Source organism: Qipengyuania sp. JC766, from assembly GCF_040717445.1.
Classification (GTDB): domain Bacteria; phylum Pseudomonadota; class Alphaproteobacteria; order Sphingomonadales; family Sphingomonadaceae; genus JC766.
In genome coordinates this window covers 1,685,856-1,707,406 of sequence record NZ_JBFEFL010000001.1, presented here as the reverse complement: position 1 = coordinate 1,707,406, position 21,551 = coordinate 1,685,856, and the positions used below count along the sequence as shown (strand labels likewise).

The 21,551-nt window shown below is 64.9% G+C and carries 11 protein-coding genes and 1 tRNA gene; 11 read left to right on the top strand and 1 reads right to left on the bottom strand.

Annotated features, from left to right (window positions below):
- Window positions 1-231 precede the first annotated feature (231 nt).
- Window positions 232-771 (bottom strand): peptide-methionine (S)-S-oxide reductase MsrA, encoded by a 540-nt coding sequence (msrA, locus tag AB1K63_RS08265; RefSeq protein ID WP_366959630.1) that lies wholly within the window; start codon window positions 769-771, stop codon window positions 232-234.
- A gap of 108 nt (window positions 772-879) precedes the next feature.
- Between msrA and AB1K63_RS08260 the strand changes: the two genes are divergently transcribed.
- The 11 genes from AB1K63_RS08260 (at window position 880) to AB1K63_RS08210 (ending at window position 21,545) form a co-directional block, all read left to right on the top strand.
- Complete coding sequence (locus AB1K63_RS08260; RefSeq protein ID WP_366959629.1) at window positions 880-1,728, top strand: methyltransferase; 849 nt, start codon at window positions 880-882, stop codon at window positions 1,726-1,728.
- Between the two features lie 8 nt (window positions 1,729-1,736).
- Window positions 1,737-2,588 carry an N-carbamoylputrescine amidase gene (gene aguB / locus AB1K63_RS08255; protein WP_366959628.1) on the top strand — a complete coding sequence of 284 codons (852 nt, stop codon included), beginning with the start codon at window positions 1,737-1,739 and terminating at the stop codon, window positions 2,586-2,588.
- Between the two features lie 38 nt (window positions 2,589-2,626).
- Complete coding sequence (folK, locus tag AB1K63_RS08250) at window positions 2,627-3,097, top strand: 2-amino-4-hydroxy-6-hydroxymethyldihydropteridine diphosphokinase (RefSeq protein WP_366959627.1); 471 nt, start codon at window positions 2,627-2,629, stop codon at window positions 3,095-3,097.
- Window positions 3,088-3,163: transfer RNA gene (locus tag AB1K63_RS08245), tRNA-Lys, on the top strand. The genes folK and AB1K63_RS08245 overlap by 10 nt, the downstream gene beginning before the upstream one ends.
- 261 nt (window positions 3,164-3,424) lie before the next feature.
- Window positions 3,425-4,132: a response regulator transcription factor gene (locus AB1K63_RS08240; RefSeq protein ID WP_366959626.1), complete on the top strand. Its 708-nt coding sequence runs from the start codon at window positions 3,425-3,427 to the stop codon at window positions 4,130-4,132.
- A gap of 302 nt (window positions 4,133-4,434) precedes the next feature.
- Window positions 4,435-12,717: a peroxidase family protein gene (locus tag AB1K63_RS08235; protein ID WP_366959625.1), complete on the top strand. Its 8,283-nt coding sequence runs from the start codon at window positions 4,435-4,437 to the stop codon at window positions 12,715-12,717.
- 81 nt (window positions 12,718-12,798) lie between these two features.
- Window positions 12,799-14,547: a type I secretion system permease/ATPase gene (locus AB1K63_RS08230; protein ID WP_366959624.1), complete on the top strand. Its 1,749-nt coding sequence runs from the start codon at window positions 12,799-12,801 to the stop codon at window positions 14,545-14,547.
- A 5-nt stretch (window positions 14,548-14,552) separates the two neighbouring features.
- The gene (locus AB1K63_RS08225; protein WP_366959623.1) at window positions 14,553-15,902 is read left to right on the top strand and encodes an HlyD family type I secretion periplasmic adaptor subunit; all 1,350 of its coding nucleotides are present in this window, start codon (window positions 14,553-14,555) and stop codon (window positions 15,900-15,902) included.
- A 96-nt stretch (window positions 15,903-15,998) separates the two neighbouring features.
- Complete coding sequence (locus tag AB1K63_RS08220; protein ID WP_366959622.1) at window positions 15,999-17,099, top strand: efflux RND transporter periplasmic adaptor subunit; 1,101 nt, start codon at window positions 15,999-16,001, stop codon at window positions 17,097-17,099.
- Window positions 17,089-20,199, top strand: a complete 3,111-nt coding sequence (locus AB1K63_RS08215; protein WP_366959621.1) for an efflux RND transporter permease subunit — start codon at window positions 17,089-17,091, stop codon at window positions 20,197-20,199. Before AB1K63_RS08220 ends, AB1K63_RS08215 begins: the two co-directional genes overlap by 11 nt.
- Window positions 20,200-20,210: 11 nt before the next feature.
- Window positions 20,211-21,545 (top strand): efflux transporter outer membrane subunit, encoded by a 1,335-nt coding sequence (locus AB1K63_RS08210; RefSeq protein WP_366959620.1) that lies wholly within the window; start codon window positions 20,211-20,213, stop codon window positions 21,543-21,545.
- The last annotated feature ends 6 nt before the right edge of the window (window positions 21,546-21,551 follow it).

The following is a 21,551-nucleotide window of genomic DNA, read 5'->3' as shown; positions in this document are numbered from 1 at the left end:
CGGGCCCGAATCTGTCAGGGGTCGGTGAATGAGCGAATGTCGCACATCGACGCGGGCCGTGAGGCCCGCGAACAAAAGGCTCGTCCCGGTGTGACTTTCGCCGCGTCACGAAAGTCACAGCACGGGGAGCCGCCCGGCCGGAAAACGCCGGTTTTCCGCGCAGGAGAGGGACCGGCCCCGGTTCTTTCGAACCGGATCCAGCGGTCCATGTCCCCAACCGGGAAGGTCGGTTCAGGCGTCTTCCTTCAGGTACTTCTGGAAGCTCTTGCGCAGCTTCATCAGCTTGGGCGGGATCACCGCCTGGCAGTACGGATTGCGCTGGCCTTCGCCTTCCCAGTATTCCTGGTGGTAATCCTCGGCCGGGTACCATTCGCCGCCCTCGATGGTGGTCACGGCCGTCCCGTCGTTCTCCGCGTTCCAGCGTTCGATCGCCGCTTCGGCTTCCGCCTTCTGCGCATCGTCCAGTGGGAAGATGGCGCTGCGGTACTGCGTACCGACATCGTTGCCCTGCCGGTTCAGCTGGGTCGGGTCGTGCGTGCCGAGGAACACGTCGTAGATCTGCGCGAGGCTGATCGTGTCGGGATCGTAAGTGACCTTGACGCCCTCCGCATGGCCCGTGGTGCCGGAGCACACCTCCTTGTAGGTCGGGTCGGGCTTGTCCCCGCCGATATAACCGCTCTCGACGGCGGTCACTCCGATCACGTCGCGGAACACCGCTTCCGTGCACCAGAAGCAGCCACCTGCCACGATTGCCTGTTCACTCTCTGCCATGGTCGTCATATCTCCTTTGCCGACAAGATAGGAACACGCTGCCCACTTGTCAGGGGCACCGGCGTGCCTAGAACCCTGCAGCAAGCCATCACTTCGGGAGAGACATCGATGCGTACCCTTCTTGCCCTTTCCGCCGCCGCCGCCTCGCTGGCGATGGCCGTGCCCGCCGCCGCGCAGGATGCGCAGTCCGCCGAGGCGGAGCATCACGCGATGCACATGGCGCTGAAGGAAGCGCTGGCGAAGGAGAACCGGGCGGAGGACCGCGCGCGCGACGTCTATCGCAACCCGGAGCGTACGCTCGCCTTCTTCGGGGTGCAGCCGGACATGAAGATCGGCGAATACGCGCCCGGTGGCGGCTGGTACACGCGGGTGCTGGGCAATTACGTCAACGACCAGGGGCGCCTCGTCGGCCTCTACTTCAACCCGACGACCGGACCTTTCAACGAACAGGCGCAACAGGGCATTCGCGACGGTGCGGCCGGTTTCCCGGCGCAGGCGGCCGAATGGACCGGCGCGCCCGAAAGCCGCTTTGCCGGCATGACGCTGGACACCATCCCCGACGCGGAGAAGGGCACTTTCGACCGGATCCTGGTGATCCGCATGATGCACAACCTGATGCGCTGGAACACTGCCGACAGCGAAATCGCCGCGATGCGCGAACTGCTGTCCGATGACGGGATGATCGGCATCGTCCAGCACCGGGCGAAGGCCGATGCCGACTGGAGCTATGCCAATGGCAGCAAGGGCTACGTACGCCAGCAGGATGTGATCGACTTCATGCGCGTCCAGGGCTTCGAACTCGTCGGCATGAGCGATGTGAACGCCAACCCGCGCGACACGGCGGACCACCCGCAGGGCGTGTGGGAAATGCCGCCCGTGCTGCGCGGGGACCGTGCGGACCTCGCCGATCTGGGCGAAAGCGACCGGATGACGCTCCTGTTCCGCAAGGCGGACTGACGAAGGCCGTGACCGAAGTCACCGTCGCCGCGCTGCAACTCTCGCTCAACCGGGCGGAGGAAGCTGCGAACATCGATGCGGTCGCGCAGCTGGTCGAGCGCGCGGCCGCGGAAGGGGCGCAGATCGTGCTCCCCCCCGAGCTGTTCGCCGGCGGCTACTTCTGCCGCGAAGAGGACGAGGCGCTGTTCGCGCTTGCCCATACGCTCGAGGAAAGCCCGTCGGTGCGTGCGATGCGCAAGCTGGCGAAGGGGCTGGGCGTGGCGATCCCGACCAGCTTCTTCGAGCGCGACGGGCACCACTACTACAACACGCTCGCCATGATCGACGAGACGGGCGAGGTGCTGGGCACCTACCGCAAGAGCCACATCCCCGACGGGCCGGGTTACGAGGAGAAGTTCTACTTCCGCCCTGGCAATGGCGGTTTCCGGGTCTGGGACGTTGCTGGCACCCGCATTGGTGTCGGCATCTGCTGGGACCAGTGGTATCCCGAAAGCGCGCGGGTCATGGCACTGATGGGGGCGGAACTGCTGTTCTATCCCACCGCGATCGGGTCCGAACCCTACGACGCCGAATTCGACACCAGCCGGATGTGGCGCCGCGCGATGCAGGGGCATTCCGTGTCCAACTGCATGCCGGTGATCGCCAGCAACAGGATCGGGATGGAAAGCGGACAGGACTTCTACGGCCACAGCTTCATTACCAACGAGTGGGGCGATCTCGTCGCGGAATTCGGGCGCGGGGAAGACGGCGTGCTGGTCGCCACGCTGGACCTGGCGCTGGCCGCGAAGCACCGGGCCGGCATGGGCTTCTTCCGCGACCGGCGACCGGAGCTCTACGGACGCATCTGCGAGGATATCTGAGCGAACACGCCTATCTGATCGCGCTTGGCTCCAACCGGATGCACACGCGCTACGGCCGTCCGGAGCAGGTACTGGACCGGGCATTCGATGTCCTTGCCGGTCTGGGCGAGGTGGTCCGGTCCCCGATCATCCGCAGCGATCCCGTCGGCCCATCGCGCAGGCGCTATGCCAATGCTGCTGCGCTGCTGGAATGCGAACTGGCGCCGGACGCGCTGCTGACCCGGCTTAAGGCCATCGAACGGGATTTCGGCCGGCGAAAGCTGGCCCCGCGCTGGGGGGCACGGGTTCTCGATCTCGACATCGTGCTGTGGTCGGGGGGCAACTGGGCAAATCGCGATCTTGCCGTGCCGCATGTCGCGTTCCGCGACCGGGCGTTCGTGCTCGGCCCTGCCGCCGCCGTCGTCCCGGACTGGCGCGATCCGGTAACCGGTCTCGCCGTGCGCCACCTCCACAGCCGCTTGACCCGCCCGCGCCCGCTCCTTAGGGACCCGCTCTGGTCGGGCCGTTAGCTCAGTCGGTAGAGCAACTGACTTTTAATCAGTAGGTCGCTGGTTCGAACCCAGCACGGCTCACCACACCTTCCAGATATCCGGAAGCTCGCAAGCGCCCGATAGTACCGGTGGCCACCAAATCGTTCGAAAATCTTCGGAAGTTCAAATGCTTCCCAAATCGATGGCCAGTCCCTCTCTTTTTCTGTCCCTATCGACAGGTATAGTCTCACGTTGAGACACCCGGCTTCCAGCCTTTGATAAAGTAGACATTTGGCAAGTATTGTGCCATGTTTCTATTGGATCGAATAACGGGAGGGTCGCACCCGCAAGCACGGAAACCAGGGGGTGGGGGACGTGACATTTCAATCGGTTATAGTTGCACACAGGGACGGTCTTTCGAGGATGGGCCTCAAGGCGATCGTCGAGTCGTCCAACCAGGACGTGCAGGTTGAAACGGCCGACAGCTTCACTGCGCTGCTTCGGCTCGTGGATCGGGGCTGTGGCGGCATAGCGGTCGTCGATCTCGATCTGCCCGGGATGAACGGAATGGCAGGCCTGCCGACAGTCCTGCGTCATAAGCCGATTCCGAAACTGTGCGTTGTCATGCCTCTGGTCACCCGGGACACGGTGTCGCGGTGTATCTCGTTGGGAGTCCTCGCCTGCATCGAGAGGACCCGTGTTGCGGAAGAAGTGTGCAGCGCCGTGGCGGCGCTTGTCGATGGCCGGCCCTTTTTTTCCAAACTTGGTGAAGAGCGACGTGTCGGTCCGACCGCGGCCACACCCGTACTGACGCAACAGCAACTGAAGGTTCTCCGCGTCCTTGCCACGGGCAAATCCAACAAGCAGATCGGTCGCGAGCTCGGTATCTGCGAAGGGACAGTGAAAGTACACCTCAACGGCGCCTATCGCGCGCTGGGCGTGAACAACCGGGTTGCGGCCGTGGGACGCCTGCGTGAACTCAGCCGCAACGACAACCGCAAGGATGCACTTGTCGCGCCGGTCATTGATGCGGAACCTTCCCCGTCCGATCCGCTGAGTGCGGACTGCTTCTGATCCTGGACCAGACCGATGTTCGAGCCCCTCGATTGCGGGCCAAAGCAGCATTGGGTCGCCGCCCTTCTACACCGAAAGTAATAGCACTTTGGTCGGGCGTGCCGGACAAGTAGTGATTTGGTTAAGCCGAATTCATAATCCTTCAAGCTGATAGACGATCCGGCCCTCTTTCCATCATCATTTCCCTGCCGCGAACGAGTCGCGAAGAACTCTACCGGCGGATGGACGGGAACTGGCTTGATTAGTCGCATTTTGCGGCGCTTCTTCTCGTGTCTTCCGCTGGCGTAACCAGGGGAAGTACCATGGCCGTCAAACTCAACCTGCACGATCTCATCTTCATCCTTCGCCAGATCAAGATCGCGGAAGCGCATGCCGCTGGAACGCCCTTGAGCGAACTGATCGAGGATCCGCGCCTTCCGTTCGGATTGCGTACGGTTGACGGTACCTTCAACAATCTGGTCGCAGGGCGCGAGACCTGGGGTGCCTCCGATCAGATCCTGCCGCGCATGTTCGCGTCCTATTACCGGGACGAGGCCGATGGTGACAGCTTCGATCCCGACGGCCCCGGCCCGGCGCCGACAGTAACGAACAACGATTACGGATCGAGCGGCAGCCTGGCGGATATCGATCCGCGCCTGATCTCGAACCTGATCGTCGACCAGACGCCGGGCAATCCAGCCGCCATTTCGGCAGCGTTGACGCAGACCGGCTACGACAGCGACCAGATGGCCGCCGTTCAATCGCTGAATGCGGCATGGGCATCTTTCGAGCAGGGCACGATCACGCGCGACGACTTCGAAGCACTGGCTGCGGATTACGGGCTGACCATGCAGGGCGACAGCCTGGTCATTCCGAATACCGCCCCGGACGAAGGCCTATCCGCACCCTTCAACGCGTGGATGACATTCTTCGGGCAATTCTTCGATCATGGGCTGGATCTCATTCCCAAGGGCGGAAACGGCAGCGTCTATATCCCGCTACAGCCCGACGATCCGCTCTACGTCGAAGGCGGCCATACCAATTTCATGGTCATGACCCGTGCGCAGGTCGATGAGAATGGCGAGACGCTGAATACGACGACGCCGTTCGTGGATCAGAACCAGACCTACGGTTCGCACGCGTCGAAGCAGATATTCATGCGGGAATACCAGATGGTCGACGGGCGCCCGCAAGCGACCGGTCACCTTCTCGAAGGAAGCAACGGGGGCCTGGCGACCTGGGCGGATGTCAAGCTGCAGGCACGCGAGTTGCTGGGGATCGAGCTGACCGACAAGGATGTCGGCGCAATTCCGCTTTTGCGTAGCGACCCCTACGGCAATTTCATCCCGGACGAAAACGGCTTCGCGCAGGTCATCATCGGGCTTGGCGACGACGGGATCCCGAACACGACCGACGACATTGTCGTCAGCGGCACGCCCGACGCCCCGGTCACGCTCATGCTGGGACTGGCGGGAGAAACCGGACCTGAAGGTGCTGTCGTTCCCGTCCGGACGTCGCATGCTTTCCTCGACGATATCGCGCACAGCGCTGCGCCGGTGTTCCAGAACGGCAACCTGGTCGCGGACGCGGACAGTGAAACCGGGAACGAGGTTGCTTCGACGAATGGTCGCAATCAGGAATATGATAACGAGCTGCTCGACAGGCATTTCGTGACGGGCGACGGGCGCGGCAACGAGAATATCGGCCTGACCGCCGTCCACCACGTTTTCCATTCCGAACACAATCGGCAGGTCGAGGCCAACAAGGTAGAGATACTGAAATCCGGCGATGCGGCATTCATCAATGAATGGCTGGATATCGCGATCTCCCAGGCGGAAGCGGACGCCCTTTCCGGCCTGAGCGATGCGCAGATCGCGATGCAGGCGGAAAGCCTGGACTGGAACGGAGAGCGGCTCTTCCAGGTCGCCAAATTCGCCACGGAGATGCAGTACCAGCATCTCGTTTTCGAGGAGTTCGGACGGCGCCTACAGCCGAACATCGATCCGTTCGTGTTCAACAGCATAACCGATATTGACCCGGCCATTTTCGCCGAGTTCGCGCATGTGGTCTACCGCTTCGGACACTCGATGCTGACCGAGGATGTGACGCGCCTGTTCCTCGACGAGGAAGGGCGGCCGGTCACCTATGACGAGAACGGCAATGCGACGCTGGTCCAGGACCTGGCGGAATGGGGCCAGTCCACGGGGCTGATCGAGGCCTTCCTCAACCCGGTCGACTATGACCTCGATGGGCGGCTGACGGCAGAGCAGGCCGCCGGAGCCATCTTCCGCGGCCTCAATCTCGAGCATGGCAACCACATCGACGAGTTCGTCACCGATGCCTTGCGCAACAATCTGCTGGGCCTGCCGCTGGACCTCGCCGCGATCAACATCGCGCGTGGCCGCGAAACGGGCATGCCCACGCTGAACGATGCGCGCGAGCAGTTGTTCGACGCCACCGGATCGACCTTCCTGACGCCTTACACGAGCTGGGTCGATTTCGCCGAGAACCTGAAGAACCCGATGTCGGTGATCAATTTCATCGCCGCTTACGGGACGCACCAGTCCATCCTCGATGCCGGCAACAATGTCGAAGCGCGGCGTGATGCGGCCACGTTGCTCGTGCTGGGTACCGAGAACGAAACGTTCGAGGAACGCTCGGCACGGCTCGCTTTCCTGAACGGACCCGCGGCCGAAACCGGCGTCAACGACATCGACATGTGGGTCGGCGGCCTTGCCGAGCGTCCGATGGCCTTCGGCGGTTTCCTGGGGTCGACCTTCAACGCGGTCTTCGAAGCCCAGATGGAGAACCTGCAGGACAACGACCGCTTCTACTACCTGTCACGCACGCAGGGCATGAATCTGCTCAACGAGCTGGAAAACAACGCTTTTTCCAAGATGATCATGGCCAACACCGACCAGACCCTTCCGGGTCCGGACGGCATCCGCGGAACGGCGGACGATATCCTAAACTATCATTCGCACGTCGATTCCTTCACGCTTGCGGACTACGTCCTGCATGTCGATCCCTCGAAGCAAATCCAGCCCGATCCCGTGCAGGAGAATGCCGTGCTCGCGGCGCTGGGCATTTCGGCGGTGCGGCGTGACAATCCGAACACGCTCGGCCCGGACAGCAATTTCCTGCAGTTCAACGGGGCCGACCACACGACGATCAACGGGACCGAAGGAAACGACATCATCATCGCCGGCGGGGGTGACGACGGCATCTGGGGCGGCGGCGGCGACGACCGCATCGAAGGCGGTCACGGCGTCGACCTGATCATCGGGGGCGCCGGGAACGATATCATCACCGACAGCGGAGATTCGGGCGACTTCATCAAGGGCGAGGATGGCGACGACGTCATTGCCAATTCCAACGGCCTCGACGTGCTCATGGGTGGCCGGGGCAAGGACGCCTTCATCGTCGGCGTCGACGCAACCGAGGTCTTCGGCGGTGAAGGCGACGATTTCATCCTGGGCGGCGACGATGCCGACTTCCTGCTGGGCAACGAAGGCGACGACTGGATCGAAGCGGGCGGCGGTTTCGACACCACTGCCGGCGACAACTCCGAACTGTTCTTCAATTCCACGATTGTCGGTCACGACGTCATGTTCGCCGGGAACGACGAGCACGATTTCGATGCCGAGTCCGGCGATGATATCATGGTGCAGGGCGAAAGCGTCATGCGCAACGAAGGCATGCTCGGTTTCGACTGGGCCAGCCATCAGGGCAGCGGGATCGCGGCGAATTCCGACCTGACGATCAAGATTTTCACGACGGAAGCGGCGGATATCCTGCGCAACCGCTTCGACGCGACAGAAGCCCTGTCGGGTTCGGATCACGACGACGTGCTTCGCGGCGACGACCGCGGCGCGCCGGACCTTGCCGAAGTCACGCCGGAACTGGACATGACCGGCCACGAATTGACGCAGGCCGGTGTCGACAGGATCGCGGGGCTTCGCGAAGCTCTCGGCCTTGCCCCGCGCGGAGACGCGCCGGATGACGAGGTCGTGTTCGCAACGGGCAACATCCTGATGGGTGGCGGCGGCAGCGACATGCTGGAAGGCCGTGGCGGCAACGATTTCATTGACGGCGACCATCGCCTGCACGTGCGCATCAGCATCACCGAAGCCGGGGGCACGACGGAGATCGCAACCGTCACCAGCCTGAAGGACACGGTGACGATCGACGGGGTGACCAAGCCGCTGACCACCCACCTGCTCTCGGGCGCGGTCAAGCCTTCCCAAATGCACATCGTCCGGGAGATCGTGGACGATGGTCATGCGGGCGATCAGGACACGGCCATCTTTTTCGACGATTTCGCCAATTACGAGATCACACCGAACGGCGATGGAACGCTCACCGTCCGCCACGTGACCGTGACCGACGGAATCATCGATCCGGCTACCGGCGCAGTGCGACTTTCCGACGGTGTGGACCGGGTGTCGGGCATCGAATGGCTGCAGTTCCGCGACCAGACGGTTAGCACGATTCCGTATCTCAATGTCGCGCCGACCGGGCTCCCGGTCATTACCGACACGACGCCGACCGAAGGTTTCGTCCTGTCGGTCGATACAAGCAGCATTGCGGACGAAGACGGGCTGGGCACGTTTGCCTTCCAGTGGCAGGTCTCCGCCGACCAAGGTGCGACCTGGGTCGATATTCCCGCCGCGGAAGGGGGAACCGGCGCGACCTTCACTCCGGGCGAGGCGATGCCCGGCCAGTCTCTGCGCGTGCTGGTCAGTTACACCGACAGCATCGGGGCCGTCGAACAACTGGCGTCGCAAGCCGTCGGGCCTGTCGGCGACCTCTGGACGGCTAGCGCGGCAGAGCCGAACTTCGTCGGCACCGAAGGCGACGATGTCGCGAACGGCAACGGGGCCTTCAACACCCTCACCGGCAATGGCGGCAACGACCAGCTCAATGGCGGCGGTGGGATCGATACGGCGGCCTTTGCCGGCAGCGTGTTCGATTTTGCGTTCGGCCTGAACGGTGCTGGCAATCTGACCGCGACCGACCTTGTTGGAAGCGAAGGGACCGATACGCTTACGGGCATCGAACGGCTCGCATTCGCCGATGCCGATCACCTGCTGATCTCGGCCGATAGCGGCGGCGGTATCCTGACCGGCACCGGCGGCTCCGACCTGCTCATAGGCCAGGCCGGGGCTGCGCGTGACGATCTTCGCGGCGGGGCCGGCAGCGACATCCTGACCGGAGGCTCCGGTAACGACTTTCTCAGGGGTCAGGCCGGGTCCGACACCATGTTCTGGCGGGTCGGAGACGGTCGCGACGTGATGGTCGGCGGAGGCGGTACCGATACCGTCCTGCTGCATGGCGATGCCGGCGCGGAGACATTCGGCATCTACGACCGTGCTTCCGCGCTCGCCGCTGGTTTCAGCGGGGTGCGTGCCGTGACCGAGATCGTGATCGTGCGCAACGGCGTAATCGCAGCGGAAGTGCTCGGCACCGAAGAGATCGTGATCGACGGGAAGGGCGGGGGCGACACGTTCGTGATCGTCGGCGACTTCACCGGGACCAGCCTCGCCTACAGCACGATCACGCTGGAAGGTTCGGCAGCCGGCGATACGGTCGACATAGCCGGCCTGGCGTCCGATCACCGCGTGGTTTTCAAGAGCCATGGCGGTGACGACCGGCTCGTCGGCGACCTGCGCCCGCAGGACAGCGTGGAGTTCGCGGACGGCACGACGATGTCCGCAGCCGACCTGCAGCGGAGCGCCGAAGGCGTCGTCTCGCGCCGGAGCGACGACGATGACGACCGGGACGACGAGTACGGCCCGGGCACGCGGGGAAGCTTCCTCGACGCGGAAGACCTGGAAGACCTGCTCGACCTGATCGAGAGCGGGATGATCCGGGATGCGTCGGGCTTCGGAAACAATGTCGACAATCCGCTCTACGGCAATGCCGACCAGCCCTTCATCCGCCTGACCGAAGCGCATTACACGGACGGCGCGTCGGGCATCAGGGAAACCGCGCTCACGCCTCGCGAAATTTCCGACATCGTTTCCAATCAGGACAATGACGGAGACGGGACGGAGGAAAGCATTCCCAACGCGTTCGGCGGGTCTGCCCTCCTGACCTTCTTCGGACAGTATTTCGATCACGGGCTGGATTTCGTGGCGAAGGGGCTACCCGGCAGCGTCGCGATCGGAACGCCGGGCTTTCCGATCAGTGCGCCGCGTTCCAACATCCTCGAAGGGACGGGCATCGATCCTGACGGCATTCCAAACAACGGCGACGAAATTGCCGCGCAATACGTCAACCACGCCTCTCCCTTCGTGGACCAGAACCAGGCCTATGGTTCGCACGAGGCGATCACCGATGTGCTGCGGCGTTGGGATGTCGGCGATGACGGGCAGCCCAGCCAGTCGGCCTACCTCCTGACCGGGGCGACCGATGCGACCGGGCGCGGCCTTCTCCCGACCCTGAACGATATCCGGGAGAACTACCGGATCATGACCGGCGGGGACGAACTGACCGCCGAAGACGTGCAGAATTTCGACGGCACGGGCCAGCCTCTGCTGATCGACTTCATTCCCGTCTTCGTCACACTGCCCGACCAGGCGGAACCGGTGCTCGATCTGGATGCGATCGGCCATTATTACGTGGCCGGCGACGGTCGCCTCAACGAGAACGTGATGCTCACCTCGATCCACACGATCTGGGCGCGCAATCACAACTGGTGGGTCGACACGCTGAAGGAGCAGACCAACGGCAGCTGGACCGAGGAGGAATACTTCCAGGCCGCGCGGATGATGAACATCGCCGAGTACCAGCAGGTAGTGTTCACCGAGTTCGCCACGGCCATGGCGGGCGGCCTCGGCGAAGGCGATCCGGAGCACGGGTTCGAGGCATACGATCCGACGGTGGACTCCTCGATTTCCGTCGAATTCGCGCAGGCCGCCTATCGCTTCGGCCATTCCATGCTGAACGAAGACCTGGGATATGTCGGCAGCGATGGTGTGATTTCCCGCCTGTCGCTGGTCGATGCCTTCCTTCGTCCCGACAAGGTCGGGCAACTGGGCGTCGACGGTCTGCTGGCAGGCGCGATCGCGGACCTGCACCAGGCGATCGACGTCGACATGGTCAACGCGCTTCGCAACCAGCTTGTGGGCCGGCCCCTCGACCTCGCGGCACTCAACATCTTCCGCGGAAGGGACATGGGCGTCGCGCCGTTCAACGACGTGCGGGCGCAGCTGTTCGAAAGCACCGGCGATGCGAGCCTGCGGCCATACACGGGCTGGGAGGATTTCCAGACGCGCAACGACCTGTCCGACGAACTGATCGCTCAGCTGCAGCAGGCCTACCCCGAAGGGTTCGACACGATGGACCTGTGGATCGGCGGACTGGCCGAGAAGCCCCGTAAGGGCCAGCTCGGTTCGACCTTCGGCTACATCTTCCTGGAGCAGCTCGACCGGCTGCAGCATGGTGACAGGCTGTACTATCTGGAAGTCTTCGACGACCAGCTGTTCGCGGACAATGTCGCGTCCTTCTCCAAGATCATCGAGCGCAATACGGGGCTCACCGATCTGCCGGACAACGTGTTCCAGGATGTTTCGCAGATGCCGCCGGTCGACGATGACGACGAGGGCGATGATGATGATGATCATTCCGCCGGCTCGGACGATGACGAAGACGATACGTCCGGCGAAGGCACCGGCGGCGGGGACGACACGCCCGTCGTCACGCCCCCGCCAACCGACACCGGTTCCGGCAGCGGTCCGATGCCGGGAAGCTCCGGAAACGATGTCCTGGTCGGGGGATCGTCCGATGATGTCATCGAAGGCGGAGCCGGCGACGACGTCCTGCGCGGCGGGTCCGGCGACGACGTCCTGTCCGGTGGCGAGGGCGACGACACGCTGAAAGGCGGATCGGGCGACGATGTGCTGGAAGGCGGAGCGGGCGACGATGTGCTCGAGGGAGGATCGGGCGACGATATCCTCGACGGCGGGGCGGGCGACGACAGCCTGCGCGGCGGATCGGGCGACGACGTCTTCGTCTTCGGCGGTGACGACGAGGTGCTCGACTTCGCGGTCGGGGAAGACCGGATCGACCTGAGCCATCTCGGCGTCACGGCCGCCGGTTTCGCTACCGACGTCCTGATCGTCCAGCAGGGCGCGGACACGGCCATCACGGTCGGATCGCAGACCATGCTGCTGCGAGGCGTCTCGGCGGATACCCTAGGGCAGTCGAGCTTCCAGATGGCAGAGACCGCGGCAACCCCGAGCGCGCCTTCGGGAAGCATGGCGTTGCCGACGCAGATCGCGGACACGCTGTCCGAGCTGGTCGAGGCCGTGGCGGGCGACACTGCGGGTTCGACGGCGGCCGGGCCGGCCGGGTTCGACTTCATGAACGCCCAGATGTTCGACTTCCGCTCGCACATGGTCCGGCCAGACAGCGTCGACGGGTTCAGCTCGGAATTCCTGGGCAGCCGGTTCAGCGCGGGGGTCCAACCCGGACTGCTGGACGGCGGGATCGCACCGTCAGCTTCGCCGATGGGCCTCTCTTGCGAGATTACGAAAGCCTATTTCGAAGTGGACTGGTCGAACCCCCATGGAGATGAGCTCTCCGACGCCTTGCTGCTTTGAGATGGGCGTGCCGGCGCCCCGTTCTCCCGATCGGGCCGTCGGCACCTGGATCGACATTCGAATGGAATTGGGGACCATGCGATGAAACTCTTTCTGACAGAAGTGCCGCCGAGCCTGGGCCCCGCGGTCAAGGCATGCCGGCAGCACATGATGCTGGCCGCCGGCTTCAGCGCGCTGGTCAACATCCTGTATCTCGCGCCGACCATCTACATGATGCAGGTTTACGACCGTGTCGTGCCGACGGCCGGTACTGCGACCCTCGTCTGGCTGACGGTGGTCGTTGCTGTCGCGCTGGCGACGCTCACCGGGCTCGATGCCGTTCGCTCGCGCCTCATGATGCGCGCTTCCCTTCGTCTCAACCGTCTGCTCGCCGGCCGCATCATGGACCGCCTGCTGGGCCGGCAGAAGCACGAGAGCGACAAGGCGCGGCAGGCCATGCGGGAATTCGACACGCTGCGCCAGGCGTTCGGCGGGCAGGCGATGATGGCGTTGTTCGATACGCCCTGGACGCCGGTCTATTTCGCCGTGGCGTTCCTCATTCACCCGCTTCTGGGCGGGCTGGTTCTCGTCGGCATCGCGATCCTGGCGGGACTGGCGATCGCCAACGAGCGGCGCACGAAACCGCTGGCGGAACGCGCGCATGCGGCGAGCTCGAGAGCCTATGCGGAGCAGGAAAATGCGCTCGGCCATGCAGAGATAATCCGCACGCTCGGCATGCGCCGGGCCATGGTGCAACGGCAATTGCGAGAGCGCGAAGCGGGACTTCACGCGCAGACGGACGTCCAGTTCCTCAGCAGCGGCTACAGCGCGCGGGTCAAATTCTTCCGCATGTTCATGCAATCCGCGGCATTGGGCGCAGGCGCCTGGCTCGCGATCAACGGACAGATTTCGATCGGTGCGATCATCGCCGCCTCCGTGCTGCTGAACCGCGCCCTTCAGCCGATCGAGCAGCTCGTCGCGCAGTGGGCCGCCATCACGCAGGCGCGGCAGGCGCTCGCAAGCCTCGGCACGCTCATGGAAGAAGCCGAGGAGGGGGATCGTGAGCGTACCGCCCTGCCTCCCCCGCTGGGCGCCGTCTGCCTCGACCATGTCACCGTGCGCAGTCCCGATGGGAATGCCATCCTGCTGCGCAACGTCTGCGCCGAATTGACGCCGGGCGAGATCGTCGGCGTGATCGGTCCTTCCGGCGCCGGAAAAAGTACGCTGGCACGAATCGTCGCCGGGGCTCTAGCGCCCGATCTGGGGGAGATCCGGATCGATGGCGCGCGTTACAACGACTGGGACCCGGATCTCCTCGCCACGCATGTCGGCTACCTGCCGCAGGACAGCCAGCTTCTGGCAGGGACCGTGGCCGAGAACATCTCGCGCTTCGCGACGGAGGAGACCTTCCAGGGATCGATCGATGCCGCCGTGGTCAACGCGGCGACCCGGGCGGGTGTCCACGAGATGATCCTCCACTTACCGCGCGGCTACGACACGATGATCGGAGACGCGCATCATCGCCTGTCGACCGGCCAGGCGCAGCGGATCGCTTTGGCGAGAGCCCTGTTCGGCAAGCCGAAACTCATCGTCCTGGACGAGCCCAATTCGGCGCTCGATTCCGAAGGGGAGCAGGCGCTCGTCCGGGCGGTCGCGGCCGCCAGGCTCGACCGTGCGGCGATCATGATCGTCGCGCACCGCGCGGCCATCCTTTCCACGGCCGAGAAATTGCTCGTGCTGGAAGACGGGGCAGTGGCCGACTTCGGGCCGCGCGACGAAATACTCGAAAAGATGCGCAGTCACATGGAGAAACGCACAGTCGTGCCGATGACCGGGAGAGCAAAGGCGTGAACGATATGAGCTGGAAATTCGGGAAGCCCCAGATCGAAGCGGACGAAGAGGCCGAGGACGCCCCGCGGCGCGAACTGCGGTCAGGTGCCGTCATCGGCGGGGCGTTCTTCGCCCTTCTGCTCGGCTTCGCGGCGCTCATCCCGCTCGATGCGGGAGCGTTCGCCGAGGGCGTGGTCACGGTGTCCGGCAATCGCCAGACCGTGCAACACCGCGATGGCGGCATCGTCACCAAGCTTCATGCAAGGGAAGGCGCGGTCGTGCAGGCGGGGGACGTGCTGCTGACACTCTCTGCACCCGAAGTCCTCGCCAACGAGCGCGGGCTGACCGGCGAAGCGATCGCGCTGCACGCGCAGCGCGCACGACTGCTGGCGGAACGGGACGGCCAGTCCGACGTCACCGCCCCGGAGGAATTCGCGAATCTCGATCCTCAGGACCGTGTGCTGGCCGATGAGGCGATGCGCGGTCAGCGTCTGCTGTTCACGGCGCGCCGCGCCTCGCTTTCCAACGAGCGCAGCCTGTTGGGCCAGCGGGAACGGCAGCAGGCCGAGCAGATCGGGGGCTACAACGAACAGATCCACTACAATCGCGAGCAGAGCCGTCTGATCGACGAGGAACTCTCGGGCCTGCGCGAACTGGCCGACCGTGGTTTCGTCTCAAAGTCGCAGATCCGCTCGACCGAAAGGGCCGCTGCGGAACTCGACGGCAATTTCGGAGCCTTGCAGGCCGAAGTCGCGCGCACGTCGGAGGGCATCGGCGAGACGCGATTGCGCGCGCTCTCGCTCGACCGCGACATGATGGAACAGGTCGCGGACGAATTGCGGGCGGTTCAGGTCCGGCTGAGCGAGATCACCCCGCGCCTCAACGCGGCGCGCGAACAGATCGAACGATCGAAGATCCGCGCGCCAGCGAGCGGCCGCGTCGTGGGCCTCAAGGTCTTCACCGTGGGGGGAGTGATCGCTCCGGGCGAAACTCTGATGGAAATCGTGCCACAGGACCGCAAGCTGCTGATCGAGGCGAAAGCATCGCCCAAGGATGCCGACGACCTGCGGGTCGGCATGGCGACCCAGATCCGTTTTCCCGCGTTGCAGGAGCGCAACCTTCCCATTCTCGAAGGCAAGGTTGCAAACGTGTCTGCCGACAGCTTCGAGGACGAGCGGACGGGCACGCGCTATTTCAGGGTGGAAGTGGAAGTACCTGAGGAGCAACTGGCAATCATCCGGGACTTTCGTTCCGACGGTGGACTGCGACCGGGCCTTACTGCGGAAGTGCTGGTGCCGCTGCGCAAGCGAAGCGCCCTGTCATACCTCATCGAACCATTGACGCAGACCCTCTGGAGAGCCGGGCGGGAACACTGAATCTTGCGAATTTCTCACCTAACAAAGGTGTTGTTCTCGCACGGGCTTTCCGCAACAAGCTAGGTTTCCTGCCTTAGTCCGGATTGCCCTCCCCAAGTGTCCCTCCCTCGCTTTCGCGTTCTCCTCGCTGTCGTCACGCTTGCACTCGCATCATGCGGGGAGGAGCAGGGCGAGCCCGAGCGCGAGGCGGTGCCCGTGGTGGCGCAGGAAGTGCGGGTCCTGCCGGAGCAGCTTGAGATCGAGGCGATCGGCTCTGCGCGCGCGGCCACTTCGGCGGAGATCTTCGCCGAAACGGCCGGCCGGGTGACGGACGTTCTCTTCACGGCGGGCGATTACGTCCGCAATGGCGAGCCCCTGTTGAGCCTCGATGCACGGCAGGAACGCCTCGCGGTGGAGGCGGCGCGGGTGCAGGTTCGCGAAGCGGACCAGCTGCTTGGTCGCTATCGCCGGATCGAGGATACCGGCGCCATTTCCGAAAGCCAGATCGAGGCGGGCGAGACCGCGCTCGCCTCCGCGCGCGTCGCACTGGAACAGGCGCAGGCCGCGCTCGCCGATCGCACCGTGCGCGCGCCGTTCTCGGGCCATGTCGGCCTGACGGAGATCGACCGCGGCGATCGGGTCAACGACTCGACGCCCGTCACCCAGATCGACCAGCGCGGCACGCTCTACGTGGATTTCCCCGCGCCCGAGGCAGTATTCAATGCCCTTCGGCCCGGACAGGTCGTACAGGTCACGCCGTTCTCCGACCCGTCGCGTACGATCGACGCGCGGGTCGTCACTACCGACACGCGTATTTCGCAGGACAGCCGCGACTTCATCGTCCGCACGGCGATCCCCAACAGCGACGACCAGCTAAGGCCGGGCATGAGCTTCCGCGTGGTATTCTCCCGCGCGGGCGAAGCGCGCCCGGTGGTGCCGGAAGAAGCGATCGTCTGGGGCGGCGAGGGCTCGCACATCTTCGTCGTGCGCGAAGGCACCGCCCGGCGGATTCCCGTGACGATCACCTCGCGGCGCGATGGGCTGGTCTTCGTGGACGGGGCCGTGAACCGTAACGACCGGGTGATAGTCGAAGGGGTCCAGAAAGTCCGCGACGGGCAGGAAATCCGGCTCGTGCGGCAGGGCACGCCGCGTCAGCAGGACGTCCGGGTCCGCCAGCCCCAGGCCACAGGGACAGCGCCTGCCGCCGATGAAGAATAAGTCCGACCTACCCATGCTGGCGGTCAAGCGACCGCTGCTGATCGGTGTGCTCAACCTGCTGATCGTCATCGCCGGCATCGCGGCGCTGCTGGGTGCGGAAGTGCGCGAGCTTCCCAACGTCGACAGGCCGATCGTCTCGGTGACGGCGAGCCTTCCGGGCGCGGCCCCGGAGACGATGGACTCCGAAGTCACCAGCCTGCTCGAAGACGCGGTCGCGCGCGTGTCCGGCGTGCGGCAGATCAGTTCGTCCAGCGAGGAGAACAATTCGCGCATCCGGGTCGAGTTCAATCCGGGCATCGATCTCGACACGGCGGCATCTGACGTGCGCGAGGCGGTCAGCCGGGTCACGCGCGAATTGCCGGAGCGGGTCGAGCAGGTCACGGTCGTCAAGGCGGACCAGGACGCGCAGCCGATCATGACGCTGGCGGTCCAGTCGGACCGGTACGACCAGGCCGAGCTGACGCGCATCGTCGAGAACGACATCATTCCCGAACTGCTGACCGCCGAGGGCGTCGCCAGCATCGAACAGTTCGGGACGCGCGCGCGGCAGATGCGCGTCTCCGTCGATCCGGCGCGTCTCAACCGGTTCGGCCTGACCCTGACCGATGTCGCGGATGCGCTGGAAAGCGCGCCTTACGACGTGCCGGTCGGATCCTTCCGCTCCGATGCGCAGGAACTGGTGGTCAGGGCCGAAGCCAGCGCAACTGACCCGGAGCGGATCGAGAACGTCGTCATATCGGGCACCACGCGCGTGGGCGACGTGGCTGAGGCGGATTTCGCGCCCGCCAATGCCACGAATTTCGTGCGCCTGGACGGCCAGCCCATCGTGGGTCTCGGCGTCGTGCGCCAGGCGAGTTCGAACACCATCGAGATTTCGAGCGCCATTCGCGAAGGCGTCGACACGATCAACGAACGCTTCGACGGGGTGTCGATCCGGGTCGTTTCCGACGATGCCGAGTTCATCGAGATTTCCGTCCAGGAAGTGCTGATCACGCTCGCCTTCACGATCGCGGTCGTCATCGGGACGATGCTGATCTTCTTTCGCGCATGGCGCCCGACCGTCGTGCCCAGTACCACCATTCCAGTTGCGCTGGTGGGGGTGGTCGCGGGCATCTGGCTGATGGGCTTTTCCATCAACCTGCTGACCCTGCTGGCGCTCGTGCTAGCGACGGGCCTGATCGTGGACGATGCGATCGTCGTCCTGGAAAACGCGCAGCGCCTGCAGAACAAGGGGCTGGGCCGCCGTGCCGCGGCCGTGCTCGGCACGCGGCAGGTCTTCTTCGCCGTCGTGGCAACCACGGCGGTGCTCGTATCGGTGTTCGTGCCGATCAGCTTCCTGCCGTCCGAGGCCGGGCGCCTGTTCCGCGAATTCGGCTTCGTGCTGGCCGTCGCAGTGATCATTTCCAGCTTCGTCGCGCTCTCGCTCGTGCCGGCGCTGGCTGCGCGGTTCGACTTGACCGGCAAGGACGAGGAGCCGGGAAGGCTGGCCCGATGGGGCAGCAAGGCCAATGGCTGGTACGAAAGCGGTCTGAAGCGCTGCCTCGACCGGCCGCGACTGGTCGGCATCGTTTCGGTCGTGCTCGCCGTGGCGGCCGGCCTGCTTTATTCGCAGCTGGAGAACGAGCTCGTCCCGGACGAGGATCGCGGTGTCATTACGGTCGATGCGACCGGCCCCGACGGCGTCGGGATCGATTTCATGGATGGCGAGCTGGACGAGGTCGAACGGGTCCTGCAGCCCTATCTGGACAGCGGGGAGATCGAGAGCACCTTCTCCATCGTGGGCCGGTACGACCCCAATCGGGTGCGGGTCACCGCACAGCTGGCCGACTGGGGCGAGCGGGACCGGAGCCAGACGGAACTGGTGGAGGAACTGAACGAGCCGCTGCAGGAGATTCCCGGTTCACGCACAAACGCCCGCGGGCGCGGCACGCTGAGCTTCGGCGGCGGCGGGGAAGGGATCGAGGTCGCGCTGACGGGGGCCGAATACGGCACCATCTACGATTCCGCGCAGGCGCTGGCGACCGCGATCGATACCCAGTCGGACATCCTGTCCAACGCAGAGATATCCTACCAGCCCACGCAGCCGCAGCTGTCCATCCGGATCGACAGGCAGCGCGCGGCGGACCTCGGCGTGGATCTCGACGACCTGGCCCAGACCCTGCGCGCGATGGTCGGCGGGGAAGACCTGATCGATCTCAACGTGGGCGACCAGGCCGTCCCGATCTTCCTGACGGCGCAGGCGGTCAGCGTGACCAACCCTTCCGACTTGCGGAACCTCTACGTGCGCGGGTCGCTCGGCGACGAGCAATCGCTGATCCCGCTATCGAGCGTCACCGTGATCGAGGAACAGGGCATCGCTGCCGAGCTGGACCGGACGGAACAGCGGCGCGCGATCAATGTGAGTGCCAATATCGACGCAGGCACCCCGCTGCGCGAGGCGGTGGACGAGATCGAGAGGTTGTCGGAAGAAACGGTCGGGCCGGGGATCGACATGCTGCTCCAGGGCGATGCCGAAAGCCTCGAGGAGACGTCCAACGACCTGCTGCTCACCTACGCTTTCGCGCTCGTGATCGTCTTCCTCGTGCTGGTCGCGCAATTCGAGAGCCTGACGAGCGCCGTGGTGGTCCTGCTGACCGTTCCCTTCGCGCTGGCGGCCGCGATCTTCGCGCTGTTCCTGTCCGGCGTCTCGCTCAACATCTATTCGCAGATCGGACTGGTCATGTTGATCGGGCTGATGGCGAAGAACGGGATTCTCATCGTCGAATTCGCGGACCAGTTGCGCCATCAGGGACGCTCGGTGCGCGAAGCGGTCGAGGAAGCGGCATCGATCCGCCTTCGCCCCATCGCGATGACGCTGATCTCCACCGTCCTGGGCGCAGTGCCGCTGATACTGGCCAGCGGCGCCGGTGCGGAAGCCCGCCAGTCGATCGGCTGGGTCATCTTCGGCGGGCTGGGCATTGCCGGCGTCTTCACGCTCTTCCTGACTCCGGTGATCTATCTGGCCGTCGCGCGCTTCGGCAAACCGCGCAGCGTCGATCTGGAGCGGCTGAACGCGGAAATCGAGGAGGTCGACGAGGACACGACCATGGCGCCAGCATGAGGATACCCGCGTTGGCCCTCGCGGGAACGCTTTTCGCGCTTTCCGGATGCGCGACGCCCGCGCCTGTCGAATTGCAGCCGGACCTGTCAGCGCCGCCTGCCTTCGCCACCGACCTACCGCCATCGGGCCTCGACGAGGAATGGTGGAAGGGGTTTCGCGATCCGGTCCTCGACCGGCTGATCGAGAAGGGGCTTTCCGCCAATCTGGACATCGATGCCGCCGCCGACCGGTTAGCGTCTGCCGCGGCGCTGTTGCGTGCGGAACGCGCGGACCGACTCCCGACGCTGGACGCCGCCGGGGAAGCTGGCGTGGCGCTTGCCACCGACAGCGAAGTCACGGCGACCGCGGGACTGTTCGGCCTCTTCAATCCCGACATCAACGGACGCCTGGCCGCGGAAATCCGGGCGGCGGCAGCGGATTACGCGGAAGCGGACTACTTCCTTGCGGACCAGCGCCGGATCGTGGCGGCGGCCATCGCCAGCCAGTACATCGAGTATCGCCGCACCGGCGCCCAGCTGGAATTGCTAGACCAGTCGACGGACCTGCAGGAACAGACGCTGCGCATCGTGACCCTGCGGTTCGAGGCGGGGCTTGCGGCCAATCTGGACGTACGCCGGGCGGCGGCGGACCTTGCGCAGACCCGGGCGCGGCGGGGCCTGATCCTGATTTCCCGCGCCGCAGCCGAGAACGCGCTGGCGGTCCTGCTGGCGCAGCCGCCCGGCGCGTTTTCCGTGACCGCGACGGACGAGGATGGGATCATTCCCGAATACGGGCTTGGCCCGGCGGCCGGGACGCCTGCGGACCTGCTGCGCCGCCGGACGGACATCCTCGCGGCCGAAGCGCGCCTTGCCCGCGCGGCGGCGGATATCGGGATCGAGCAGGCCGACTTGCGGCCATCGCTCACCATTCCGGGCAGCCTCGGCGTGGGCGACGGATCGCTCGGCGGGATATTCAGCGATTTCCTCCTGACGCTGGGCGCGGCGATCGACCTGCCGCTGTTCGATGGCGGCCGCCGGCAGGCGGAAGTGGACGCGGCGGAAAGCGAGGCGCAGGCGCGACTGGCGGAATACCGCTCCACCTTCCTCGTCGCGCTGGGCGAAGTTGAGAATGCGCTGGTTTCGATCGAGGCATACGACCAGCGCAATGCCGATCTGGTAGAGGCGATCGAGCAGAGCGAGACGGCGCTGTCGCAGTCCAACGCGCTCTACCGAGAAGGGCTCGCCTCGCTGTTCGACGTGCTCGACGCGCAGCGCCAGCTCATCGCCAGCAGGCAGGACCTCATCGACGGCGAGGCGGCTTTGGCGACGTCTTTCGTCGCTTTCCACTCGGCGGTGGGATCGGAATGATCGCCC